Source organism: Gallibacterium genomosp. 3 (assembly GCF_001678475.1).
Classification (GTDB): Bacteria; Pseudomonadota; Gammaproteobacteria; order Enterobacterales; family Pasteurellaceae; genus Gallibacterium; species Gallibacterium faecale.
Genome location: NZ_JTJR01000013.1, coordinates 41,574 through 67,387 on the forward strand (window position 1 = coordinate 41,574; position 25,814 = coordinate 67,387).

A 25,814-nucleotide genomic window follows, 5' to 3' on the forward strand; every position below is an offset into this window, starting at 1 on the left:
TTATGACCAATCGAAAAAAAGAAATTAACTCAATTTTATCATTAAAAATAGAAGAAATTTATTTACTGTCAATAAAAAGAATTTCTGAATATGAGGAAGTTTGGGTTTTGGATGATGATGGAATATTAACTTATGGCAATGAAGAGCAAATCTACTTCCCTATTTGGCCTGAAAAAATTTTTGCAGAATTAAATGCTACTAATGAATGGAAAGAGGCTAAACCTTATAGTATTTCATTGGAAGAGTTCTTATTAGATTTCATTCCAAATTTAATTGAAAACAACTACTTTTTATCTATTTTTCCTAGAGAAAATGCAGAAAACTTTATTGTTCATCCTAAAGATTTTGCTAGAGATATAGATGAATATGCTTGTGAATATTTCGGAGAAAGTTATGAGTTAACATATCTATAAAACTTATTATTATTTAGGTATTGTTTAGGTTTGACAGAAATAATATTTTTTATTAGATTTCAGAAAAATTTTAAAGTATAACCTAAAAATATTATTAAATATAAAAGATCTAATATTCTATAAAAGAACAGACTAAATTTATGAAGGATTAAATATAGCGTTTTTATATAGATATTTTATATAAGAACTAACATGAAGTAGAGCTGTATAATTTAAATAGAAAATATAGATCCATTTATGTTTTCAATTGATAAAGAGCTAATAATAGAGTAAGGGAGTGAGAAATATGGATAAAGTAGATTTATTTAATGTTTTGAGTAAAGAGTCAAAAAAGTCATTCATTTGTCACTTACATTATAAAAATAAATTTAGTATAGGGAAATATAAGCAACTTATTAGAGCATATAAATTCTTTCTATTAAATGTAGATAAAATAGAGGGAAGAGAGAAAATAATATCTGAATTTTTGGATGTATTTCTACATACTTTATTTTTATTTGTATGTGATAATGATAAGGAGGATTTATATAAAATAGAGCCTCCCATTAATTTTGAATATAAGGTAAATGTTTATAATAAGTTTAGAGAAATGACAGAATGTTTAATAAGGGTGCAAAGAAATAAATTAAGTGGCTAAATTTTTAAGAAATTAATTTTTAAAAGATACTTATTAAACTGAAAATATTTGAAAAATGAGATGGGGGGGGGTAAAGTGTATAAAAATTATGATCGAAATTTATATGTGGAAGATAAAACATAATATTAATTTAAATAAAATTTTTTTTGCTTTAAGTTTTAAGTGTGTGTGGAATAGTATTATAAATTTGGAGTGGGGAATAAAAAGGAATTAAGAAAAATAATTAGGTGTTCTATGATAGATTTAATTAAAAGATTTGATGAAATAAAAAATACAAATTCTTTTAAGGAACATAATAAATTTATAAACGAATTATTAGAAAATGAAAATAATGAATATTATAATATTCATTATCAATTTATATGTGATAACTCTAATGATCTACTCCATGAAAGGTTATGTAGGGCTTTTACAAAAAGGACTGTTTCGGCTTGCTTCTTTTTATTAGAGAAAGCATTAGATAAGAATATAAAAAACTCTTTGTTAGCTGATATTATTCAAATCTTAGGACTTATGGAGTTTTTTCAGGTTATTGAATATATACCAAATTTTTTATTAAATAATGATGAACTTGTTCGTTATAAATGTATTATTGTATTAGGGTGGTTAGGAAAGGAAAAAGAAATAAGTATTTTATCTCAGATTCTTAACTCTGATGAGATTGAATACTTAAGAGGGGTTTCTGCTACAGCAATGAGACAAATTTGGTATAATTACCCTGACTTAAAAAATAAAATTATAGATTGCTTATATCCAAGATTACTTATAGAAAAGTCTGAAATGGTAAATGCAATGATACTTATTAGCTTGCAAGATATTTTAGGAAAGAATATAGGAGTAAGTGAGAATCTTCATGGGGAAATTAGTGGAGATATAAATAAATCAAAAATTAAACTAATCTCTTTAGTTAAAGAAATTTATCATAAAGCATAATAAGGTGGTTTATTTTTACTTATTATCTGTATTTTAGCAAGAAGACGCTACATAGAAATATTTAGAAAAATGATATTTTTTGATCTTGATCTAAGGAGAATTGAAGGGGGAGTTATTAACCTAATTTTTGATTTAAATTTTTCTATTTAGATTAGATGAACTCAAAAAAGATAAAAATCTAGCAGTTATTGCTAATATGATATTTTCACCAAAAATATGAGAGAAAAAGTCAATTACGGTTTTAGTATTTAAAGAATTGTAGCGTGTATTAGGATATAGCATAGCGATTTTTCTCGGCTCGATATGAATCGCAGTTTCTAAATCTGGAAATAACCGGATTAATTCACCTTTCTGTAATGCTTCATAGACAGACCAATCGGGTAATAAACAAAGTCCTAATCCATGTAAACAAGCAGAAAAGATAGTTTCTCCATTATTTGTCGTTAAGATGGCAGGAACTTGATATTGCTGCCATTAATCATGTTGTTTAATTAACCAACGATTTTCACCAAGGTTATTTTTATAAATAATGCAACGATGATGGATTAACTCTTGTCCCTGTTCTATATTTTCTTTCTGGTTTAACTTGTACAGATGAAAATTTTTCTACAAAAGCAGGGGCACAACAGCATGCAGCAAAATATGGAATTGTATTAGTTATGCCTGATACTTCGCCTTGTGGAGAAGATGTGGCTAATGATGAAAGCTATGATTTAGGGCAAGGTGCAGGATTTTATTTGAATGCTACACAACAGCCATGGGCAAAACATTATCGTATGTATGATTATGTTGTTGAAGAACTACCACAACTGATTGAAGCGAACTTCCCTGTAACGGATAAACGTTCTATTTTCGGTCATAGTATGGGTGGGCATGGTGCGTTACAGATTGCATTAAAAAATCCACAGCGTTATCGTTCTGTATCTGCATTTGCTCCGATTGTGAATCCAATGGATACGCCTTGGGGGCAAAAAGCTTTTCAATCCTATTTAGGTAATGATAGAGCTCAGTGGCAACAATACGATAGTACCCAATTAGTAGCTCAAGTTACCGATGCAATACCAATGCTGATTGATCAAGGGGATGCATATAATTTTTATTCACAAGAACTTCAGCCTGAAAAATTTGTCGCAGCGGCAAAAGCTAATCAGATTGCTGTCGAGTTCACTTTACAGCCTGGTTATGATCATAGCTATTTTTTCATTGCAACATTTGTGAAAAAACACATTGTATTTCACCAACAATTTTTGCAAGCTGAGAAATAAAATGAGAATAGGTCAGATAACATATCTGACCTATTGCTTAGAGAGCCACTTTTTTCCGTTCTGCTTTTAATGAATCTTCAATTTCTTTAATCCAATCTAATTCAAATTGAGTGAATCCCGCTTGTAGGCGAGCATCAGTATTAATAACCCCTTTAAAGATAACAATACGATATTGGCGTAATAATTCAGAAAAGCTTGTTAATGGATCGAGTTGGCGTTTTGCCGATAAAGCATGATACCAGTGGTTACCAATGGCAACATGGCCAATTTCATCATTCAGAATAATATTCAAAATTTCTACTGCACGAAAATCTTTGCGTTGTGCCATCTTTTCACGTAATGGCGGTGTAGCGTCTAACCCTCTTGCTTCTAATACACGAGGAACTAGCGCCATTCGTTGCCAAATATCATGTGCAGTGGCTTGAGCCATCTCCCAAAGTCCTGAATGAGCTTCAAAATCACCATATTGGTATCCAAGCGCTTGCAGATGTTGATTGACTAAACCGAAATGATAGGTTTCTTCATGGGCTACACGCAGCCAATCTTTGACAAAGGCAAGACCTTGTCCTAATTGTTGTTGAGCAGCTAAACCAAAGCGCCAAGCAGCATCTAAGCCAAGGTTAATCGCATTAAATTCAATATGTGCTATGGCATGGAATGTTGCTGCATAGCCTTCTGGTGTTGAAAATGCCCGTTTGGGGACAGCTTGTGGGGCAACTAATTGCGGTTTATCAGGTATTCCTACAATCTCTTGTTGTGGTGTTACTACTGGATAATTTTGTTCATCATTGAGTAATTGCCATTGCCAATCTGTAGCCATTAATTGATTCACTAACTGACATTTGGTGGCAGGATCTTTTTCTGCTAATGCAGTTGTAACGGCGTGCCAAAACTGAGCTGCTTCCGTTTTCATCATTATTATTCCTTAAGATAATTCCGTAGAGGATTGCTGTTGTACTAAAGCAATTTTACGTTCTAAGTAAGCAATCATTTGTACTGCAATATCTAACCTACTTGTTTTTTCAATTAATTCTAAGCCAGGGCTTGCATTGACTTCTAAGATCATTGGACCTTGTTGGGTTCGAATAATATCAACGCCAGCCACATCTAAGCCGATAACTTTCGCAGCTTGAATCGCAAGATCTTGTTCTTGTTGGCTAAGTTTAGCTGGAATCGCACTGCCACCACGATGGAAATTGGCACGAAACTCACCGACTTTCCCTTGGCGTTCCATTGCAGTTACAACTCGATCACCAATGACAAAACAACGTAAATCATGACCTTTGGCTTCGGTAATAAATTGTTGGGCTAATACCGGAATAGCAGCGTGTTTTAAGGTTTCCATAACACTGATGGTACTATTATTATCGCTCATTAACATCACACCGATACCTTGTGATCCGGAGAGGGTTTTTAAAATTGCTGGAGTCCCAATTTGATCAGCGATTACTTCAGCATTCACTTCACAACCACCTAAGGCCGTGGTTGGTACGGGAAGGTGATGTTGATGTAATACCTGTAAACTTTGCCACTTATCACGTGCCAAAGCAAAGGCCTCAGCATGGTTTAAGATGGGGGTATTACGATAAGCAAAATAGCGCAATACGCGGCAGCCCATTTCGGTACTGGCAGTACCAAAACGGGGAATAACGCCATCATAATCGGGTAGGAGCTGATATTCTGTGCTATTTGCTGCTTGGTAATAGAGTTTTTGTTGTGCATTGTGATCTAAATAGAGAATACAACGATTAGGATCGAGAATATCGATCTGGTGACCACTATTTAACGCAGCCTCTTGTAAACGCACACAACTATATAAACGAGGCTCACGGCATAACATTAATAGTTTCATGTTATTTTTTCGCAAAACCTTGTTTATGAAGATAGTCTAATACCGCAGGGCGTACAGGTTTATCTAATGCCTTAATGACATTTTTGCTCCAATTATTATCAATATTGCTACGAGCAAGATAGTAATCAGCAGTAACTTGATCAAATTCAGCTAATTTTTGTTTATCTAATGGTTGGTAATGATTTTCAAAGAACATTAACTCTTGTGGTAAGCGTGGTTTAAGAGGTGGGTCTTGATTTGGATAACCTAAACACATCCCAACTAATGGCAAAGTATGTTTAGGAAGTTGTAATAATTCCCCGACTTTTTCCATTTGATTACGTAACGAACCAATATAAACTCCACCTAAGCCTAATAATTCAGCAGAAGCTAAAACGTTTTGCGCCATGATACCCGTATCGACAGCACCAATTAATAATACTTCTGCCCAGTCTAATTGTGCATCAGGGAAGATTTCTGCGTGTTTAGCAAAATCAACGCAAAATACCCAAAATTCAGGCGCTGAATAGACATATTCTTGATTAGAGCACCATTGCATAATTTGTTGACGCATGGCAGAGTCAGTGACTCGAATAATGGATACGCATTGCAAATGGTTTGATGACGAAGCCATACGTGCAGATTGAATTAATTGTTGGAGAGTATTGTCATCAATGGCTTTATCTTGGAATTTACGAATAGAACGGTGAGAATGAAGTATTTTTACTGCTTGTTGTGACATAGTAAACCTCAAAATATTATCAATTATTCTTTAGATCGATATATTATACCAATCGTTATAATGCTTAAAATAGTTTTCCCCTGATTCGTGTTAGTGGGGTAGAATACTCTCGTTTTCATTCATAAGTTAAAAAGAAGGAGTCAATTATGTATACTGTTATTTTTGGTCGTCCAGGCTGCCCATATTGCGCAAGAGCAAAAGAGTTGGCAGAAAAATTAAAAAATACTGTTGAAGATTTTGATTATCGTTATGTTGATATTATTGCAGAAGGTATCAGTAAAGCAGACCTTTCAAAATCTGTTGGTAAAACAGTAGAAACTGTACCGCAAATCTTTATTGATGAAAAACCAATTGGTGGTTGCACTGATTTTGAAGCATTAATGAAAGAAAAATTCGGCGTAGTTGCATAATCATAACTGATCAATTAAGTAGAACAGTAAGTAAAACGGAAAGGCATTTGTCTTTCCGTTTTTTTATCATTATTGCTGAATTAATTTTGAAACTAAATCAACTACTTGTTTATTTTCAGCTTCACTCAATTTGCCTTCTTTAGCAAATTGTACCTTCCCTTGCTTATCTAAGACCAAAATTAATGAATTTTCTGGTTGTAATTGCCAAGTTTGTTTTACTTTACCGTTATCATCAACAATTACCGCAGTATAAGGAAATTCCTTTTTACCTTTTTCGGTTTTACTTTTTGCCATACTGCTCATACCTAAAGTAGCATCAGAGGTATTAACAATAGTTGTGGTTTGATATTTATCGTGTGGAAAATTGGCGGCTTTAATTTTATCCATTAATGGATCATTAAGTGATTTTACTGAAATGCGTCCTGCCATATGTTGTACTACACGTACTTTGCCAGGTAATGTGCTGCTGTTCCACGCTTGATAACTCACTTTATCGCCATTTAGTAACACTTCACCACTTTGCACATTGGTTACTGGGGTTGGCGATTGACCAATAACTAAATTATGTGCCATTGCAGATAGAGGAAATGCTAAACTGATTAATGCGATTTTTTGTAATGTTTTCATTAAGTTTTCCTTTTAAGTAAAAATAGATAAATCTAACCATTAAGCTGTGGTTGTGATTTCTTCAAAGAGTATAAAATAAAAATAAAAGTCACGCCCAATACTAAAGTAATACCAATCCCAATTTTCCAAGTAATCTGTTCATGTAAAAACAGAATAGCAAAGAGAATCCCAAAAATCGGTTCGAGTGCTGAGATTACGCCTGAAATATTAGCAGACACAAAAGGTAAGCCATTATTCCATAATTTTGGTGCTAACCAACTGCACGCAATACCTAAATATAACAATGCCATCGTATCTATAAAAGAAGGTGTAAATTGCCACTGTTGGTTAAGGATTAGAGTAAAGGGAATACAGAAGATCATACCAAACATAATTGTTGCTGCGGTATAACTCCGAGAGGGGATCTCTTTCATAATGTTTTGAGCCCAACGTACAGTAAATGCAAAAGTAATGGTTGATGTTAAGATTAGGAAACATCCCCAAGCATCAATCTGGCTATTGGGATCATCATCACTAACAACAAGAGAAATACCGATAAAAGCGAGTAAACCAAGCAAATATTCTATTTTACTGGCTTTTTCTTTAAAAAAGAGATGCCCAACAAACACCATAATCAGTGGTTGTAAGCCTAACATTGTGACCGCACTAGAGGCAGATGTATATTTTAACCCTATGAATTGTAACAAAAAAACTAACGGATAATTTAAAAAAGCAAGGATTGCGAGGCTTTTGTATAGATGAACGGGAATTTTGCGAAAAAAACGCAAAAATGTCGGCAAAATAATTAACGCTGCAATACAAAAACGAAGCTGCACTAAAATAACTGGTTCAAATGAGTTGTAAGCCAATTTACCAATTGGGAGTGAACTACCCCAAATTGCAATGGCAATAAACAGAGGAAGCATTATTACGCCTTGCTAGTGAAATAAAGCTCGCATTATAAGACTGAAAATAAAATTGTCGCAACCTGATTTATTTATTGGTATCTATTGTGGCAAATCTGTTAGACTTATTATGCAAATTTGTTTAGACTGAACGCTTTCTGAAAAATTGTATTTTTGCACTGATTTTTGGCTTTTTTATGCTGAAATGGGCAAAAGTATGATAAATTAAATTTGTTAACAATTTTGTTTCATCATCTTGCTATATAAATGGAGAAAAATATGTCGTGGAATGATTCAGGACAGGATCCTTGGTCAAAGCCTGGTAGTTCTGAGCAAAAGAATGGTAAAGAAAATAATCCTTCTGGACAGAATCAACAACCCAATCAACATCAAAATAATGATAACCCACCAGATTTATTAGAAGAACTTGCTAAGTTTTTCAACAAAATGAGCCAAGGTGGACAAGGCGGTAATAAACAACAACGTCCATCTAACACGACTATCTCACCTAAAGGTTTCGGAAAATTAGCGATTGTTGTTGTGATTGCTGCAGTATTACTTTGGTTTGCCAGCGGTTTTTACACAATTAAAGAAGCTGAACGTGGCGTAGTATTGCGTTTTGGTAAATTAGAAAAAATTGTGCAACCAGGGCTTAATTGGAAACCTACTTTTATTGATACCGTATTACCAGTTAATGTGGAAAGAATTAGCGAATTAAAAACGCAAGGTTCAATGCTAACACAAGATGAAAATATGGTGACGGTCGAAATGACGGTACAATATCGTATCCAAGATCCTGCGAGTTATTTATTCCACGTTGTTGATCCTCAAGATAGCTTAAGTCAAGCGACTGATAGTGCGTTACGTTATGTAATTGGCCATATGACAATGGATAATATCTTAACCACAGGACGTTCTGTAGTGCGTGAACGTACTTGGAAATCATTAAATGAAATTATTAAACCATACAATATGGGCTTAGAAATTTTAGATGTGAACTTTCAATCTGCACGTCCACCAGAAGAAGTCAAAGATGCGTTTGATGATGCGATTAAAGCACAAGAAGATGAACAACGTTTAATTCGTGAAGCAGAAGCTTATGCGAGAGAACGTGAGCCAATAGCACGTGGTAATGCACAACGTATTATTGAACAAGCAACTGCTTATAAAGAGCAAATTGTGTTAGATGCGAAAGGGGAAACCGAACGTTTTACTAAATTAATTCCTGAGTTCAAAGCGAATCCGCAATTATTGAAAGGGCGTTTGTATTTAGAATCAATGGAAAAAGTGATGGCGAATACGCCAAAAGTTTTACTGGATAATAATGGAAATAACTTAACTGTGTTGCCATTAGAGCAATTATTGAAAAAAGGTAAGACAACAACAGAAGCTCCTGTAAGCAATGGTAAAAGTGAGTCCGCTAAAACGCCGTTAGAGATGCCTAAAGCGCCAAGCAATACTCAAGTAAAAGAGCCAACTATTGATGCTGATCGTCAAGGGAGATTTTAATGATGCGTAAGTTTTTAGTACCGATTATTGTTGTAATTGCAATCATTTTATATACCAGTATTATTGTTGTGCCGGAGGGGGCGAGAGGGATTATGCTGCGTTTTGGTAAGGTGCAGCGTGATGCGGACAATAAAGTGGTTGTTTATAACCCGGGTTTGCATTTTAAGATTCCAGTCATTGATGGTATTAAGATTTTAAATGCACGTATTCAAACACTAGATGGACAAGCCGATCGTTTTGTTACCGTAGAGAAAAAAGACTTATTAGTGGATTCTTATGTGAAATGGCGGATTGCGGATTTCGGTAAATTCTTTACTTCTACTGGTGGTGGCGATTATTTACGTGCTGATAGTTTATTAAGACGTAAAGTCAACGATCGCTTGCGTTCAGAAATTGGTTCCAGAACAATTAAAGATATTGTGTCTGGTACACGTGGTGAATTAATGCTAGACGCAAGAAAAGCATTAAATACGGGAACAGATAGTACCTCTGAACTTGGTATTGAAGTGATTGATGTACGAATTAAACAGATCAATTTACCAGAAGAAGTTTCTTCTTCGATCTACCAACGTATGCGTGCAGAACGTGATGCCGTAGCGCGTGAACATCGTTCACAAGGTCAAGAAAAAGCGGCATTTATCCAAGCAGATGTGGATCGTAAAGTTACCGTGATTTTGGCTAATGCAAATAAGAAAGCACAAGAATTACGTGGTGAAGGTGATGCTGTTGCTGCAAAAATTTATGCAGATGGTTTTGGACAAGCACCAGAATTTTATAACTTTATCCGTAGCTTAAAAGCGTATGAGAAAAGTTTTGCTCAATCAGATAACTTGTTGATAGTGAAACCAGATAGTGAGTTTTTCAAATTTATGCAACGTCCAGCAGGACAAGAGTAACCGAAAAGCCTCGATAAGAGGCTTTTCTTATGTCCGATCAAGGAAGCATAGATTAAATTTGTAGTTTTAGAATAGCGGTAGTAAAGTATTCCGCTGGAAACCCCTTTTGTTTAAATGAAATCACAACCTAAAGGTAAAATTATGGGAAAAAGTGTAGCAGTCCTTGGTGCTCAATGGGGCGATGAGGGAAAAGGTAAAATTGTTGATTTATTAACAGATCGTGTGAAGTATGTCGTACGTTATCAAGGCGGACATAACGCAGGACATACTTTAATTATCAATGGCGAAAAGACCGTATTACGTCTGATTCCATCTGGTATTTTACGTGATAATGTTACTTGTATGATTGGTAATGGTGTTGTGTTATCGCCATCAGCATTAATGCAAGAAATGGGCGAATTAGAAGCACGTGGTGTTGAAGTGCGTAGCCGTTTACTGATTTCTGAAGCTTGTCCATTAATCTTACCTTACCATGTTGCAATGGATCATGCGCGTGAAGCGGCATTAGGCAAAAAAGCGATTGGTACAACAGGGCGTGGAATTGGTCCTGCTTATGAGGATAAAGTTGCTCGTCGTGGTTTACGTGTTGGTGACTTATTTAATATGCCAGTGTTTGCAGAAAAATTAAAAAATATCCTAGATTACTATAATTTCCAATTAGTTCATTATTATAAAGTTGAACCAGTGGATTATGACAAAACGCTTGCTGACATCACTGCTGTTGCAGATGTTATTAAAGCAATGGTAGCGGATGTGACGACAATTCTTCACCAAGCAAGAGAACGCGGCGATAAAATTTTATTTGAAGGTGCACAAGGCACAATGCTAGATATTGACCACGGTACTTATCCATACGTAACTAGTTCCAATACTACTGCAGGTGGTGTGGCAACCGGTTCAGGTTTTGGTCCGCGTAATCTTGATTATGTACTTGGCATTATTAAAGCTTATTGCACACGTGTAGGTGGTGGCCCATTCACTACTGAATTATTTGATGACGTGGGCGCAGAAATCGCACGTAAAGGTAATGAGTTTGGTGCAGTAACAGGTCGTCCTCGCCGTTGTGGTTGGTTTGATGCGGTAGCAGTTCGTCGTGCGATCCAACTTAACTCAATTTCTGGTTTCTGTATGACTAAACTTGATGTATTAGATGGCTTTAAAGAAATTAAAATCTGTGTGGCATATAAGATGCCAAATGGCGAAATTCTTGAATATGCACCATTAGCCGCTGAAAAATGGGAAGGTGTTGAGCCAATCTATGAAACCTTACCTGGTTGGTCAGAAAATACTTTTGGTGTGACAGATCTTGCTCAATTACCAGAAAATGCACGTAAATATATTAAACGTATTGAAGAAGTGACTGGTGTACCTGTCGCTATTCTTTCTACTGGTCCAGATCGTGTACAAACTATGATCTTACAAGATCCGTTTGCTTAATTGATATTATGTGTTGAGATATGGCTATTCCATAATCTGGAATAGCCATCTTTTTATCTGATTATTTTGTTTATGCGTCTATTTATTGCGGAAAAGCCAAGTTTAGCCAGAGCAGTTGCTGAAGTTTTACCAAAACCACATCAACGAGGTGATGGATTTATTCGATGTGGGGAAAATGATTATGTCACTTGGTGTATCGGGCATTTACTGGAACTTGCAGAACCGGATGCATATAACCCACAATTTAAACAGTGGCGTTTAGAACATTTGCCGATTATTCCTGAAAAATGGCAGTTTTTTCCGAAAAAAGCAACAGCTAAACAACTTTCAGTGATTACGGATTTAGTTAAGCGTGCTGAGATTATTGTGCATACGGGAGACCCAGATCGTGAAGGGCAGTTATTAATTGATGAACTATTTGCTTATTTGAACTTACCTAAAACACGTATTGATCAAATTCAACGTTGCCTAATCAATGACTTGAATCCAACTGCGGTCAGTAAAGCGATTAATAAATTACAATCTAATCAAGAATTTCGTTCATTAACTATTTCTGCATTAGCTCGCTCTCGAGCTGATTGGTTATATGGCATTAATATGACCAGAGCTTATACATTGCGAGGGCAACAAGTTGGCTATAAAGGTGTATTATCGGTAGGTCGAGTACAAACGCCAGTATTAGGCTTAATTGTCCGACGAGATTTAGAAATAGAACATTTTGTACCAAAAGATTTTTTTGAAGTACAGGCAAATATCTATTTTTCAGCAGAAACTGTTGCGCAACAGCCACCTGTCACAGGATATCCATTTAAAGCACAATGGAAACCGAGTGAAGCTTGCGAGCCATATCAAGATGAAGAGGGGCGAGTATTAGTCAAATCGTTGGCTGAACACGTTGTAAAACGAATTCAGCAAAAGCCTGCTATCGTCACTGAATATCAGAATAAAACAGAAAAAGAAACCGCACCGCTACCTTATTCATTGTCCGCATTACAAATTGATGCTGCAAGAATGTATGGTATGTCGGCACAAGAAGTGTTGGATATATGTCAGCGTTTGTATGAAACCCATAAAGCGATTACTTATCCTCGTTCGGATTGCCGTTATTTACCAGAAGAACATTTTGCGGAAAGAGAAGCGATTTTTGCGGCGATTAGTGAAAATTGTCAAGATTATCAAACCTTTGCTGAGGGTTTCAATGCGGAGCAACGCAACCGTTGTTGGAATGATAAGCAAGTAGAAGCTCACCATGCAATTATCCCTACACAAAAACAGAGTTTACGTCTTAGTGAGCGAGAACAAAAAATGTATCAACTCATTGCTCGCCAATATCTGATGCAATTTTATCCTGATGCTGAATATCATAAGACTAAAATTAGCTTAACGATTGAAGGTGGTGTTTTCGTTGCTCAAACTCGTGGGCTTGCTAATGCCGGTTGGAAACGATTGCAGGGTAAGGATGAAAATGATCAACAAAAAAATATCGCGGCTTTACCGGTAGTGAAAAAAGGTGATCAACTGTATTGCTTAGATGCGGACGTGATAAGTAAGAAAACTCAACCACCAAGTTATTTTACGGATGCGACTTTGCTATCCGCAATGACGGGGATTGCTCGCTTTGTGCAAGATAAAGAGTTAAAGAAAATCTTGCGTGAAACCGATGGCTTGGGTACAGAAGCAACTCGTGCAGGAATTATTGAATTATTATTTAAACGTGGTTTTTTAGTGAAAAAAGGGCGTTATATTCATAGTACGGATGCAGGAAGAATTTTAATTCAGGCGTTACCAGAGATTGCAACGCAGCCAGATATGACAGCACACTGGGAATCACAGTTAGATCAGATTTATCATAAACAGTTGAATTATCAAACCTTTATGCAACAGCTGACCAATCAATTACCACAGTTGGTCAGACAAATCGATTTACAAAAATTAAGTTCTTTGCGTACGGTAACACCAACGCAATCACCAAAAGCCATCAGAAAGCGTAAATAGATTTACGCTTTACCCTGCTAAGACTAATTCAATATCCATATTTTTAATTGTTTTTTGAATATTATCGGGTAATTGAGCGTCGGTAATTAAGCGATCAAAAGCGGTTAATTCACAAATCCAGAATGTTGCTAATTTGCCATATTTAGATGAATCGCTCACTAATGTTTTATGCCGGCTTGAACTTAAAATTGCACGTTTTACCGCAAGTTTGCTTTCATCTGGTGTAGTGAGACCTTTTAGGCTCCAAGAAGAAGAGGAAACAAACGCAAGATCAATCGAGATATTACGTAAAAATTGTGCGGCTAATTCACCAACCGCTGATCGATTTAATTTATTGATTTTCCCACCAGTATGGATTAATTCACCTTTACCTTGGCTAATCAAAAAGTCAGCAACTGCAAAATCATTCGTGATAATTAACAAATCTTCACGTTCTGCAATATGACGTGCAATTTCTAATGTTGTGGTACCTGCATCCAGATAGATTGTGGAGTTTTCTGGAATTCGTTCGGCTGCGTAGCAACCAATTTTTTCTTTTTCTCTTTGGAATAACAAAGATTTAGCTGTATGGGTTGGTTCAACAGCTAATCGCTGTTGGAGTTGTACCCCACCAGAAACTGAAATCACAGCGCCTTTTTTTTCTAATGCTTGAATATCTCGCCGAATCGTCATATGCGATACATTTAACATTTCCATTAGGCTATTGATACTGACAATATTTTGTTGATTAAGGAGTGTTAAAATATGTTTTTGGCGTTCTGCAGGAATCATCTTAGTTATTCTCATACTATTTTTTCGTCATTATATCCTTGATATTTCTATCAATTCAATACAGCAGTTGCATAAATCAATACACTTTATCTTGCGGTTCCTGTATTTTTCTTATCTTTTGTTCACAAAAATAACCATTAAATTTGTTAATTATTGTTAATAAATGTGATCTTGATCGAAGAATTAGAATAATGGATAGAGTAGTATTATCGACATCAATAATAGAACAACTCAAAGGAGAGATTAAAATGACATATTCAGTAGCCGTTGTTGGCTTAGGTGCAATGGGAATGGGTGCAGCATTATCTTGTGTAAAAGCAGGGTTAGATACTTATGGTGTTGATTTAGATGAAAAACTTTTAAATAGATTAAAAGAAGCTGGTGCTAAAGGTGTTGCAAAAAATGTGGCTGAATTCGCAGATAAATTAGATGCTGTTGTGTTATTAGTTGTGAATGCAAAACAAGTAAACCAAGTGTTATTTGCTGATAATGGTTTAGCTTCACAACTAAAACCAGGTACAGTTGTGATGGTTTCTTCAACAATTTCAGCACAAGATTCAAAAGAAATTTCACAAAAATTAACAGAATTAGGCTTAATTATGTTAGATGCACCAGTATCTGGTGGTGCAGCAAAAGCAGCTGTTGGTGAAATGACCGTAATGGCAGCAGGTTCAGAGGAAGCCTTTGCTAAATTACAACCTGTGTTAGATGCAGTGGCAAGTAAGGTTTACAACATTGGTACAGAAATTGGTTTAGGGGCAACCGTTAAAATTATTCACCAATTACTTGCTGGGGTACATATTGCCGCAGGTGCAGAAGCGATGGCTTTAGCTGCTAAAGCAGGTATTCCGCTCGATTTAATGTATGACGTAGTCACTCATGCAGCAGGTAACTCTTGGATGTTTGAAAATAGAATGAAACATGTTGTTGATGGTGACTATACCCCATTATCAATGGTGGATATTTTCGTAAAAGATCTTGGTTTAGTTAATGATACAGCGAAATCATTAAAATTCCCGTTACACCTTGCAAGTACAGCGTACAGTATGTTTACCGAAGCGAGCAATGCGGGTTATGGCAAACAAGATGATAGTGCAGTAATCAAGATTTTTAGTGGCATTGAATTACCACAAAAACAGGAGAAATAAGATGTTAGGGGTAATCGCAGATGATTTTACTGGGGCAAGTGACATTGCCAGTTTTCTAGTAGAAAACGGCTTGCGAACAGTACAGATGAATGGTGTGCCAACTGGGGTATTAGAACAAGAAGTGGATGCTATTGTGATTAGTTTAAAATCGCGTTCAAATCCAGTGGCAGAAGCTATCCAACAATCTTTAGCAGCATTGCATTGGTTACAAAAAAATGGTGCAACCCAATTTTATTTTAAATATTGCTCAACTTTTGATAGTACCGCTGAGGGCAATATTGGGCCAGTAACAGATGCCTTATTAGATGAATTAAACGAAGATTTCACCATTATTACACCAGCATTACCGGTGAATGGGCGCACTATCTTTAATGGTTATCTATTTGTAGGACAAGTGTTATTGAATGAATCAGGAATGCAAAATCATCCAATTACACCAATGACCGATGCAAATTTGTTGCGTTTGATGGATCGTCAAGCGAAAGGTAAAACAGGATTAGTTCCTTATGCTGATGTGATTAAAGGAGCTGATCATGTTAAACACTGTTTTGAGCAATTAAAACAACAAGGTTATCGCTATGCGGTTGTAGATGCAGTGGATAATTCACAACTTGATGTCTTGGCACAAGCAGTTGATGAGATGAAATTAGTGACAGGTGGTTCAGGATTAGCCGCTTATATGGCACAACATAAAGCACAGGGTAAACAACATCAAGCTTTTGTGCCAACTAAAAATAAAACTGTGATTTTATCGGGCTCTTGTTCAGTGATGACAAATAAACAGGTGGCTGATTATCAAGCGAAAGCAGCAAGTAAGTGGCTGGATGTTGAACAGGCACTTACCCGTGATGACTATGTTGAAACATTGTTTAATTGGGTAGTTGAGCATCTTGATGGCGCTTATGCACCATTGGTTTATGCCACAGTACCACCAGAACAATTAAAACAAATTCAACAAAAATTTGGGGCAGATATTGCTAGCCAAGCAATTGAAAGAACTTTTGCTCAACTTGCGGGAAGATTACGTGATTATGGTGTAACCAACTTTATTACTGCGGGTGGAGAAACCTCAAGTATTGTGGTGCAACAACTCGGATTTAAAGGTTTCCGTATTGGTAAACAGATTGCGCCAGGCGTACCTTGGTTAGCGGCTTTAGATGCACCGATCTATCTTGCCTTAAAGTCAGGTAACTTTGGGAAAGAGGCTTTCTTTAGTCAAGCACAGGAGATGATGCAATGAATGAACAAGAAGTTAAAACATTGTTAGTCGAACTCTCTCGCTCTTTGTTTGAACGTGGGTTTAGTGTTGGTGGTGCAGGTAATATCTCAGTACGTCTTGGTGAAAATCGCTTTTTAGTTACTCCAACAGGCTCATCATTAGGGCGTTTAAAAGCAGATGAACTTTCTGTGATTGATGGTGAAGGAAATGTGTTAAGTGGGAAAAAACCATCAAAAGAGTATTTCTTCCATTTGGCACTTTATCAAAAGAAACCTGAATGTAATGCAATTGTTCACCTACATTCGACTTATTTGACTGCATTATCTTGTAAGGCTGATTTGGATTATAGCAATGCGATGAAAGCCTTTACGCCATACTATGTGATGCGAGTCGGTCAACTACCAGTAATTCCTTATTATCGTCCGGGTGCAGCAGAAATTGGACGTGATTTAGCTGCTAAAGCGGATCAAGGAAAAGCATTTTTGCTCGCAAATCATGGTGTTGTGGTTTGTGGTAAGGATTTACAAGATGCTGTTGATAATACAGAGGAATTAGAAGAAACCGCGAAATTACTCTTCATCTTACAAGGGCAAAATGTGCGTTATCTTACTGATGAAGAAGTGAACGAATTAAAAAATAGAGGAAAATAAAATGCCTAAATTTGCTGCTAATTTATCAATGATGTTTAAAGAAGTGCCATTTTTAGATCGTTTTGAAGCTGCGGCTAAAGCAGGGTTTAAATATGTAGAATACTTATTCCCTTATGAATATCCAGCAGCAGAACTTAAAGCAAAATTAGATCAATATGGTTTAAAACAAGTGTTATTCAATACTGCACCTGGCAATGTTGCCGCTGGTGAATGGGGTGTTTCAGCGATACCAGGACGAGAAGCAGAAAGCCATCGGGATATAGATCAGGCATTAGAATATGCGATTGCTTTAGGTTGTCCTAATGTACATGTGATGGCTGGTGTTGTACCAGAAGGTGCTGATCGCACGCAATATCTTCAAACCTTTATTAAAAATGTACGCTATGCCGCAGACAAGTTTAAACCACACGGCATTAATGTGCTGCTTGAGGCGCTTAGTCCGCAAGTAAAACCTAATTATTTAATCGCAAGCCAGTATCAAACATTGGAGATTGTGGAGCAGGTGGAGCGTGATAATGTGTTTGTTCAGTTAGATTATTTTCACGCTCAAAATGTAGATGGCAATATCACTCGCTTAACTGAAAAACTAAATGGCAAGTTTGCCCACGTTCAAATTGCCTCTGTTCCAAACAGACACGAACCTGATGAAGGAGAAATTAACTACACACATATTTTTAATTTACTCGATCAAATCGGTTATAACGGCTGGATAGGTTGTGAGTACAACCCAAGAGGCAAAACAGAAGACGGATTAATCTGGCTAAAAGATTATCTTGATTAATTTTAGGGGGCAAAAATGAAGATTATTATTACTGGTGGGCAAGGTTTCCTCGGACAACGCCTTGCCAAAGCACTATTAGCACAAACAAAATTGCCTATTAGCAAATTGTTATTGCTCGATATTAGCACACCACAACACCACATTAATGATCCTCGTGTCGAGGCTATTTCTGTTGATTTAAGAGATAAGGCAGCATTACAACAATATATCCAAGCGGATATTGATGCCATTTTTCATTTAGCTGCAATAGTGAGTAGCCAAGCAGAAGAACAACCCGATTTAGGTTATGAAATTAATTTTCTTGCCAGTAAAAATCTGCTGGATCTGTGTCGAGCTGTTAATCCACAAATCCGCTTTATTTTTGCCAGTTCATTGGCAGTATATGGTGGTGATTTACCTGAAATTATTCAAAATAACACCGCACTTACCCCACAATCCACCTACGGGGTGCAAAAAGCGATGTGTGAATTATTAATTAATGATTACACTCGCAAAGGTTTTGTTGATGGTATTGTGCTGCGTCTGCCTACCATTTGTATTCGTCCGGGTAAGCCTAATCAAGCAGCTTCTTCATTTGTCAGTAGCATTATGCGAGAACCGCTATGTGGTGAAACGGCAAACTGCCCCGTTGATCGTTCTTTAGCCTTATGGCTCTCTAGCCCAGATACTGTTGTGGCAAATTTTATCCATAGTCTGTCTTTACCGCCACTTCACCTCAACGAACGTTATAGCATTAATCTTCCCGGCTTTAGCATTACTGTTGAGGAGATGTTAACACAACTTGCCACGATCAAAGGACAAGAGATTTTACAACATATCACTTATCAATTTGATCGCAAAATTAATGATATCGTCGCCAGTTGGCCTGCGAAAATTGACATTTCCCGTGCAATCTCACTTGGCTTTATGGTTGACGATCATTTCGCTGATGTTATTCATCAATTTATCAATCACGATCTATAACAGGAGGAATCCCTATGTTTGGTTTACCTACCCCTATTATCGGACTGATTATCGCTGTAGCGGTATTAGTCTTTTTAGTATTACGAACGCGTGTACACGCTTTTATTGCAATGTTAATCGCCTCTGCCATTGCTGGGTTAGTGGGCGGATTAAATGCGTCTGAAACCTTATCGGTTATTTCAAAAGGATTTGGCGGCACACTGGGCAGCATTGGATTAGTCATCGGTTTAGGTGTAATGATGGGTAGTATCCTTGAAGTATCGGGTGCAGCTGAAAAAATGGCGTACAGCTTTATCAAATTTCTTGGCAAGAAAAAAGAAGAGTGGGCATTGGCAATTACGGGTTATGTTGTCAGTATCCCAATTTTTGTCGATTCTGCTTTCGTTATTTTATATCCCGTTGCCAAAGCACTGGCTAAAAACGGCAAACGCTCTCTGCTTACCTTAGGCGTCGCACTGGCTGGGGGATTGGTAGTTACGCACCACACTGTGCCACCTACACCTGGCCCACTGGGTGTAGCAGGATTGTTTAATGTTGATATTGGTGCAATGTTATTGCTCGGTATGGCGTTTGCTATTCCAGCCGTTATCGGTATTGTATTATATGCAAGATGGTTGGATAAAAAATACCCAGAGTTTAATCAACAAGCTTTCACCGATGAAGAGCTAAAACAAAAATTTGATAATTATATTGCAGAGAAAGAGCAAAAAGACCTACCAAGCCTGACGCTTTCAATGCTACCGATTATCTTACCTATTGTCTTAATTTTCATCAAAGCTATTGTTGATCTGCTTATAAAACAAAATGTGCTGACTGAAATAGCAAACAGCTCTTTTTACCAGATTATTGCCTTTGTGGGAAGTCCTATTACCGCATTGGCGTTAAGTGTATTGGTCTCAGTTTATACGCTTTTACCGAAAGTAGATAAAAATACCACCGCACTTCATTTAGAAGAAGGCGTAAAAACAGCCGGGATTATCCTGTTAGTCACTGGGGCAGGCGGTGCGTTAGGGGCAGTGTTACGAGATAGTGGCGCAGGCAAACAGCTAGCGGAACAAATTGCAAGTTTACCGATTTCACCGATTTTAATTCCGTTTATTGTGTCCACCCTTGTGCGTTTTATTCAAGGTTCTGGCACAGTTGCAATGGTCACCGCTGCTTCAATTTCCGCACCGATCTTAATGGCTATTCCAAATGTAAATATGTTGCTTGCCGCCCAAGCTGCCACAATGGGGTCGCTATTTTTTGGCTACTTTAATGATAGCCTCTTTTGGGTGGTCAATCGAATGATGGGAATCAGCGATGTGAAAAAACAGATGATCGTCTGGTCAATTCCAACCACGATTGCGTGGGCTATCGGAGGAAGTTGCGTGATTATTGCCAACCTTATTTTTGGTAGTGATGGCTCATTATTTGATCTGGTCTTCCCTCTAGGCATACTGGCTGCAATTTTACTGTATGTGAACATTCAAAATAGACGCTTGTAATCTCATCACAGGCAGGTCGCTCAATGTGGCTTGCCTTGTTTATTAACAGGAAAACAGACTATGCTAAAAAAATGGTTATTTCTACCGCTCTTTACGCTGTGTTTATCCACTGCATTTGCCAATAATGCCCCGATTAAAGCCACACTCTTAGCTGAAATTACCGAACAGGGGCAAAAAGTTGTGGGTGTTGCATTGGAATATGAAAAGGATATTTTACTCGGCAGCAATCTAAAAAAACTCTATCGTGTCGAAACTCAACTCGACCAAGCGGATAAACAGCCAAGAACACGGCTGAATGCTTATGTTAATGATCAGCCACAAAAATCCGCCAATCGACAAGGTAAAGCAGGGCGTTTTGTGATTATCGAACTCGATCCTGATGATGAAAATGCGAGCTTATATTCCCTGCAAAAAGCCAACACACAACCGATTACAGTGCGAGAAAGACAAGCAAATGGCGAGATTATTGAAGTCAGTAAAACGCAACTTAGTCGTGTGCCGAATTATTATGAGGAGCGTTTAATTTATCATATTGAGCAAACTGGTTTGCTTACACTGGTTGATAATAAACAGATCGATCCTTGGTCGCTTGCCCAACCTGCCGTGAAGCCAAATGTTCGCACGGCCTATCTCGATCAATTCACAAGTGATCAGGTGGTGTTAAATGATCCTCAAAATATCTTAAATTATCGCCTCTATCAGCCCGAAAAAGAACCGAATAAACGCTACCCGCTTACGATTTTCTTACACGGTTCAGGGCAAGTGGGATCAGACAACCTCGCTCATTTACTCTCTAGCAAAGGGGCTATTTCAACCTTAGCATACGAAGAAGGATTTGTTCTCGCACCGCAATATCACACTATTTTTGATCCTTTTGATGATGTACAAAAAGGGCAACGTGGTGGCATTCATTGGCAAACAGAAAATCGGCGTCATCTCTTACTGGCGATGATTGATAAAACCTTACAAAAATATCCACAAATCGACCGCTCTCGGATCTATCTTGTTGGGCTTTCTCGTGGAGCAGAAGGGGCGTTGTACCTGCTACTCGATCGCCCTAACTTCTTCGCCGCCGCATTATTAATGAGTGGACGTGAGGCCTATTCTTTAGAGTGGATCGATGGCAACGCCACGCCCACTAATTTAGCATCGCTACGCCACACGCCCATTTGGTTCTTCCACAGCCTACAAGACACCATATCCCCCGTAAAAGGTTCTCGAATTAACTATCAACTATTAGCTAATGAAGTAGGTAATACGCAAGTGAAATACACCGAGCTAAATTTCTTACAAGCAGGCGATAACGGCATTATCAACAATAACGCTCACAATAGCTGGGATATGGTGTTCAACAGCCCCTATATTCACCAATGGCTTTTAGCACAACAACGCAAACAGGAGTAATACTATGCAATATCAACTTCTTTCTTATCCATTAGACTGTAACGATCCCGGCTTCCCTGGGGAACCCACATTACAGATAGAAATCTGTACAGACACTGCAAAAGGTGATGTGTATAACAGTGCAAAATTACATTTATTTAACCATTTTGGTACGCACTTTGATGCCCCTCGTCATTTTAATCCAACAGGGCTGACCATTTCTGAATTGCCATTGAGTCAATTTATTTATGAAAAGCCGCTGCTTATTGATATACCAAAAGGCAAAGCCAGTTTGATCGAGCCAAGCGATCTCACTCCATTTATTAGCCAAATTCAGCAAGTTGATGCCCTGTTCATTCGCACAGGACAAGAAGAAATTAGGCAACAAAATCCACAACAATATGCCGAAGCGGGCTGTGCGGTGAGTATTGCAGCAGCAGAATACCTTATTCAAAATGCCCCCAATCTGAAAGCAGTCGGCTTTGATTTTATTTCACTTGCTTCACCAGCACAGCCTGAACACGGTGTAAAAGCTCACCAAGTTATGCTGGGTATGTTTAACGAAAATTTTATCTGCATTATTGAGGATATGAAATTATTGCATATTAATGCGGCACAACTAGAAAAAGTCTTTGCAATACCATTGCTTGTCAAAGGGATAGACAGTGCACAAGTAACCATATTAGCGCAATTAAAATCATAGGAGAAAAAAATGGTAACAAGTCGAATAAATAGTTATCGTTGGGCAGCTTTCTTTGCCCTTTTAACCTTTATTGTTAGCTATTTTGCAGCACAAATTGAACGAGATTTTGGACGCATTGATGTTACAACAGTCAATTTTATGACCGAAGAAATGAAGCCAATGCAAGCTAAAATTTATCGTCCGATCGCCGCCACAAAAGATAACCCGTTGCCTGGTTTGCTTGCTTTGCACGGCTATCAAAGCGATAAAGAAGCCACCGCTACATTTGGTGCATTAGAACTGGCCAAACGTGGTTTTGTGGTATTAGCCATTGATCATTTTGGGCACGGCTACTCTACACAACTACCTGCTAGCAATAAAAATATGAGTGGTGCAAATAATGGTTATCAATATCTCAAATCGCTACCTTTTGTTGATCCTAATCGTTTGGGGATTTTTGGTCATTCCACAGGAGCATTAAATGCTGTTCGTGTGGCAAAATTAAATCCCGATCATAAAGCTGTCAACGGCTTGAGCGGTAATGGTGCGGATTTTGACGTACATAACTATCTATTAACTCAGGGGCTTTATGAAGAAATTGGTGGCTATCGAGAAAGAACCTTTCCGGTTAAATCACTTGTCAAACATCCCAATCGCCTAAAAGCCTTTGGCTTGGATCAAAATGAAACACTGGAATGGGGCAAACAGTATGGCAATATCGCAGATGGCACGGCAAGACAAGCTGATTTGGTAGAGGGAACACACCTTGGTGTAATGATTTCTCAAGCCAGTAATGCACGAGCTATCGAATGGTTTAATAAAACATTACAAAATAATCAGCAAACGACACCGCTTGCACTTGATCACCAGACCTACTGGTATAAAGAATTAATGGGATTATTGTCGCTTATTTTTGTGCTAACATCTGCTTTATTCCTTGCCAACGGCTTATTACTACAGCCGTACTTCACACAAGCGAGTAAAACAGTGAGCAATAAGACCGCACTTTCTCGCTCAATGTGGTGGAAAGTTGCAGTAATCAACATTGTTGCCACAGTCATATTATATCCACTCTTAACACAATGGGGCGGAGCAAATGAGCCCATTGCGGCAATATTACCTTTTATGCCACTAGAAATGGGTAACGGCATTATCACTTGGTTAAGTGTCGGTGCTTTGCTCAATCTACTTTTCTTCCTTGTCTGGAAAAAGCAACAGCCAAACTTATCGCTGGCAGAATTCGGGGTATTCAGCCAACAACCTACACTTAATACTAAGCAAATTATCACACGATTTTTACAATTGGCCATTATCTTATTTGCTTGGATCTATCTTATCGCCGGTGTTGTGCATTGGTATTGGGGCATAGAAATTCGCTTCCTATGGCCATTTTTCAAACCGCTAACACCTGAACGTTTTAATCTCTTTGTCGTCTATTGGCTACCAATTCTTGCTTTCTTCTATGTGTATAACGGGTTGATTCTCAACGTACAGATGAAACAAAAACTAGCCAACAGCTTTACTGCAACATTGATACGCTGGACGCTTAAATCTATACTTGTCGCCGTAAGTGGCTTAATCCTATTATGGTTATTCCATTTTATCCCTGACTTTATGCAATTAGGCCCTGGTTTTGACCTTGTTGGCTTGCCACAATTTGGCGGCCGCTGGATGATGATGTTAGCCGTTATTATCCCACAATTTATCGTCTTTATTTTGTTGTATAACTGGTGTTATCTCAAAACAGGCTATATCCACCTCGGTGCTTTTTTCTGCTCATTATTAATGACGTGGATCCTAGTCGGCGGACAAGTTATCGGACGGTTTTTGGCATAGTCGTTGAAAATTAGTAGGAATAAAGTTATTTATGTAGAAAAAATACCTAGTAAAAGCTAGATATTTCATTTAAAAACGAATGGGTAATGTTTATAAGGTTATTTTAAATAAAAAAGTTAGTAAGAATTGCGAGAAATAAGTATGACCAACTTTTATTCTGATTTATATAAAAAATATTAGTCAATATACCCCATAAGAAATTATTTCTTATGGGGTATCTATATCAAAAGCTTATTTCTCCAAACACACACTAAAATCATCAGCAATCTGTTGTAAAAATGCACTATAAGAGCCTTTACCTAAAGACACTTTTTCTCCCATAGGGTCGAGTTTTCCAACTTTAACATCGGTACCTTTTTGTAAGGTTTCAATGACTTTAGGTGTAAATTGCGGTTCTGCAAATAAACATTGAACTTTGTGTTCCTCAATTTCTTGTTTAATTTCCGCTAATTTTTTTGCACCTGGAGCAATTAATGGATTAATGGTGAAATAACCTGTTTGTTTTAAACCATAGGCATTTTCAAAATAACGATAAGCATCATGGAATACATAGAAACCTTTATCAGCAAAAGCCGAAAGTTGTTTACTAAGTTTGCTATTTTTCTCAGTTAATTGTTGAGTAAACTCTGCGAGATTTGCAGTAATTTTTTCTTTTTGTTGTGGATAATGTTGGATAAGTTGTTCAGCTAATTGTTCTGCAACACGTTGGCTAATTGCTGGTGAGAACCATACGTGCCAATCTTGTTCTAATTCTCCATGTTCATGTTCATGTTCATGTTCATGTTCATGTTCATGTTCATGTTCGTGATCTGCATCAGCATGGTTGTGTTCAGCATGATCGTGATCAGAATGTTGATGGTCGTGGTCGTGGTCGTGGTCGTGGTCGTGGTCGTGGTGATGAGCAGAAGTTTCACCAAGTAGCGACTCAAGCCCTTTAATATCACTGATAGTTAAAACTGTTTTTGGATCACGCTTTTCAATTGATTTTTCTAAGAAGGCATCAATATCTTTACCAACCCAAAGTACAAACTCAGCATCACGGACACGTTTTGCATCAGATGGCTTAAGGCTGTAATCATGAGGCGAAGCCCCAGCTGGCACTAAAACTTGAGTTTGAGTGACACCATCTGCAATAGATGAAGCAATAAACCCTAAAGGACGAACTGATGTCAGGATATCAGCATTGGCTAAAGTAGTAATTGCATAGGCAGATAAAGCTAAAGTAATTTTATTAATGTTTTTCAATGATTTAGGCATATAAATTCCTCACGTACAGTAATTAGGGGCAATTAAACTATGCCTATTTAATTTAAAA

25 protein-coding genes and 1 pseudogene are annotated in these 25,814 nt (G+C 37.3%); 18 read left to right on the plus strand and 8 right to left on the minus strand.

Annotation, left to right across the window (positions count from 1 at the left end; translation table 11 throughout):
* Positions 1-2: 2 nt before the first annotated feature.
* From QV06_RS03815 to QV06_RS03825, 3 genes are all read left to right on the plus strand, one after another.
* Positions 3-413 carry a DUF2750 domain-containing protein gene (locus QV06_RS03815; protein ID WP_065237017.1) on the plus strand — a complete coding sequence of 137 codons (411 nt, stop codon included), beginning with the start codon at positions 3-5 and terminating at the stop codon, positions 411-413.
* 286 nt (positions 414-699) lie between these two features.
* Positions 700-1,050: a hypothetical protein gene (locus tag QV06_RS03820; RefSeq protein WP_065237018.1), complete on the plus strand. Its 351-nt coding sequence runs from the start codon at positions 700-702 to the stop codon at positions 1,048-1,050.
* A 234-nt stretch (positions 1,051-1,284) separates the two neighbouring features.
* Positions 1,285-1,983: a HEAT repeat domain-containing protein gene (locus QV06_RS03825; RefSeq protein WP_065237019.1), complete on the plus strand. Its 699-nt coding sequence runs from the start codon at positions 1,285-1,287 to the stop codon at positions 1,981-1,983.
* A 132-nt stretch (positions 1,984-2,115) separates the two neighbouring features.
* On the opposite strand, the gene QV06_RS12165 is transcribed toward QV06_RS03825, so the two are convergent.
* Positions 2,116-2,433 (minus strand): LysR substrate-binding domain-containing protein, encoded by a 318-nt coding sequence (locus QV06_RS12165; RefSeq protein WP_082985035.1) that lies wholly within the window; start codon positions 2,431-2,433, stop codon positions 2,116-2,118.
* 104 nt (positions 2,434-2,537) lie between these two features.
* Between QV06_RS12165 and fghA the strand changes: the two are divergent.
* Positions 2,538-3,248 (plus strand): annotated as a pseudogene (gene fghA, locus QV06_RS03830) (S-formylglutathione hydrolase); the annotation flags it as partial.
* 37 nt (positions 3,249-3,285) lie between these two features.
* Here fghA and QV06_RS03835 read toward each other — a convergent pair.
* Genes QV06_RS03835 through nfsA form a run of 3 tightly spaced genes read right to left on the minus strand, consistent with a single transcriptional unit; the run spans position 3,286 to position 5,821 of the window.
* A complete protein-coding gene (locus tag QV06_RS03835; protein WP_065237045.1) occupies positions 3,286-4,161 on the minus strand; it encodes a ferritin-like domain-containing protein in 876 nt (291 codons plus the stop codon).
* A 12-nt stretch (positions 4,162-4,173) separates the two neighbouring features.
* Positions 4,174-5,100, minus strand: a complete 927-nt coding sequence (locus QV06_RS03840; protein ID WP_065237020.1) for an ATP-grasp domain-containing protein — start codon at positions 5,098-5,100, stop codon at positions 4,174-4,176.
* 1 nt (position 5,101) lies between these two features.
* Entirely contained in the window at positions 5,102-5,821 is a 720-nt protein-coding gene (gene nfsA / locus QV06_RS03845) for an oxygen-insensitive NADPH nitroreductase (protein WP_065237021.1), read from the minus strand.
* Positions 5,822-5,967: 146 nt separating this feature from the next.
* Here nfsA and QV06_RS03850 point away from each other — a divergent pair, with 146 nt between their 5' ends.
* Positions 5,968-6,231 carry a GrxA family glutaredoxin gene (locus QV06_RS03850; protein ID WP_065237022.1) on the plus strand — a complete coding sequence of 88 codons (264 nt, stop codon included), beginning with the start codon at positions 5,968-5,970 and terminating at the stop codon, positions 6,229-6,231.
* A 69-nt stretch (positions 6,232-6,300) separates the two neighbouring features.
* Here QV06_RS03850 and QV06_RS03855 read toward each other — a convergent pair whose 3' ends face one another.
* Positions 6,301-6,858 carry a YtfJ family protein gene (locus tag QV06_RS03855; protein WP_065237023.1) on the minus strand — a complete coding sequence of 186 codons (558 nt, stop codon included), beginning with the start codon at positions 6,856-6,858 and terminating at the stop codon, positions 6,301-6,303.
* Positions 6,859-6,890: 32 nt separating this feature from the next.
* Positions 6,891-7,763 (minus strand): DMT family transporter, encoded by an 873-nt coding sequence (locus tag QV06_RS03860; protein WP_065234596.1) that lies wholly within the window; start codon positions 7,761-7,763, stop codon positions 6,891-6,893.
* 258 nt (positions 7,764-8,021) lie between these two features.
* Here QV06_RS03860 and hflK point away from each other — a divergent pair, with 258 nt between their 5' ends.
* The 4 genes from hflK to QV06_RS03880 all read left to right on the plus strand — a co-directional run bounded on the left by hflK (position 8,022) and on the right by QV06_RS03880 (position 13,579).
* Entirely contained in the window at positions 8,022-9,251 is a 1,230-nt protein-coding gene (gene hflK / locus QV06_RS03865; RefSeq protein WP_065237024.1) for an FtsH protease activity modulator HflK, read from the plus strand.
* A gap of 2 nt (positions 9,252-9,253) precedes the next feature.
* Positions 9,254-10,147, plus strand: a complete 894-nt coding sequence (gene hflC, locus QV06_RS03870) for a protease modulator HflC (protein ID WP_065232221.1) — start codon at positions 9,254-9,256, stop codon at positions 10,145-10,147.
* Positions 10,148-10,288: 141 nt separating this feature from the next.
* Complete coding sequence (gene purA / locus QV06_RS03875) at positions 10,289-11,584, plus strand: adenylosuccinate synthase (RefSeq protein WP_065237025.1); 1,296 nt, start codon at positions 10,289-10,291, stop codon at positions 11,582-11,584.
* Between the two features lie 72 nt (positions 11,585-11,656).
* A complete protein-coding gene (locus tag QV06_RS03880) occupies positions 11,657-13,579 on the plus strand; it encodes a DNA topoisomerase III (RefSeq protein ID WP_065237026.1) in 1,923 nt (640 codons plus the stop codon).
* A 9-nt stretch (positions 13,580-13,588) separates the two neighbouring features.
* Here the strand turns inward: QV06_RS03880 and QV06_RS03885 are convergent, their stop codons facing one another.
* Positions 13,589-14,350, minus strand: coding sequence for a DeoR/GlpR family DNA-binding transcription regulator (locus QV06_RS03885; protein ID WP_065237027.1), 762 nt, complete (start codon positions 14,348-14,350; stop codon positions 13,589-13,591).
* Between the two features lie 248 nt (positions 14,351-14,598).
* Between QV06_RS03885 and ltnD the strand changes: the two genes are divergently transcribed.
* The 9 genes from ltnD to QV06_RS03930 are packed head-to-tail and all read left to right on the plus strand — an operon-like array spanning position 14,599 to position 24,499.
* Positions 14,599-15,498, plus strand: coding sequence for an L-threonate dehydrogenase (ltnD, locus tag QV06_RS03890; protein WP_065237028.1), 900 nt, complete (start codon positions 14,599-14,601; stop codon positions 15,496-15,498).
* Between the two features lies 1 nt (position 15,499).
* The gene (gene otnK, locus QV06_RS03895; protein ID WP_065237029.1) at positions 15,500-16,738 is read left to right on the plus strand and encodes a 3-oxo-tetronate kinase; all 1,239 of its coding nucleotides are present in this window, start codon (positions 15,500-15,502) and stop codon (positions 16,736-16,738) included.
* The gene (locus QV06_RS03900; RefSeq protein ID WP_065234588.1) at positions 16,735-17,367 is read left to right on the plus strand and encodes an aldolase; all 633 of its coding nucleotides are present in this window, start codon (positions 16,735-16,737) and stop codon (positions 17,365-17,367) included. The genes otnK and QV06_RS03900 overlap by 4 nt, the downstream gene beginning before the upstream one ends.
* 1 nt (position 17,368) lies before the next feature.
* The gene (otnI, locus tag QV06_RS03905) at positions 17,369-18,148 is read left to right on the plus strand and encodes a 2-oxo-tetronate isomerase (RefSeq protein WP_065237030.1); all 780 of its coding nucleotides are present in this window, start codon (positions 17,369-17,371) and stop codon (positions 18,146-18,148) included.
* Positions 18,149-18,163: 15 nt separating this feature from the next.
* On the plus strand, positions 18,164-19,111 hold the full coding sequence (denD, locus tag QV06_RS03910; RefSeq protein WP_065237031.1) for a D-erythronate dehydrogenase: 948 nt from the start codon (positions 18,164-18,166) through the stop codon (positions 19,109-19,111).
* Positions 19,112-19,125: 14 nt separating this feature from the next.
* Positions 19,126-20,598 carry a gluconate:H+ symporter gene (locus QV06_RS03915; protein WP_065237032.1) on the plus strand — a complete coding sequence of 491 codons (1,473 nt, stop codon included), beginning with the start codon at positions 19,126-19,128 and terminating at the stop codon, positions 20,596-20,598.
* Positions 20,599-20,658: 60 nt separating this feature from the next.
* Positions 20,659-22,002, plus strand: a complete 1,344-nt coding sequence (locus QV06_RS03920) for an alpha/beta hydrolase-fold protein (RefSeq protein ID WP_065237033.1) — start codon at positions 20,659-20,661, stop codon at positions 22,000-22,002.
* A gap of 4 nt (positions 22,003-22,006) precedes the next feature.
* Positions 22,007-22,684, plus strand: a complete 678-nt coding sequence (locus QV06_RS03925; protein ID WP_065237034.1) for a cyclase family protein — start codon at positions 22,007-22,009, stop codon at positions 22,682-22,684.
* A gap of 9 nt (positions 22,685-22,693) precedes the next feature.
* Positions 22,694-24,499: an alpha/beta hydrolase gene (locus tag QV06_RS03930; protein ID WP_065237035.1), complete on the plus strand. Its 1,806-nt coding sequence runs from the start codon at positions 22,694-22,696 to the stop codon at positions 24,497-24,499.
* Between the two features lie 231 nt (positions 24,500-24,730).
* Here the strand turns inward: QV06_RS03930 and znuA are convergent, their stop codons facing one another.
* Positions 24,731-25,756 carry a zinc ABC transporter substrate-binding protein ZnuA gene (gene znuA / locus QV06_RS03935; RefSeq protein ID WP_065237036.1) on the minus strand — a complete coding sequence of 342 codons (1,026 nt, stop codon included), beginning with the start codon at positions 25,754-25,756 and terminating at the stop codon, positions 24,731-24,733.
* Positions 25,757-25,814 lie beyond the last annotated feature (58 nt).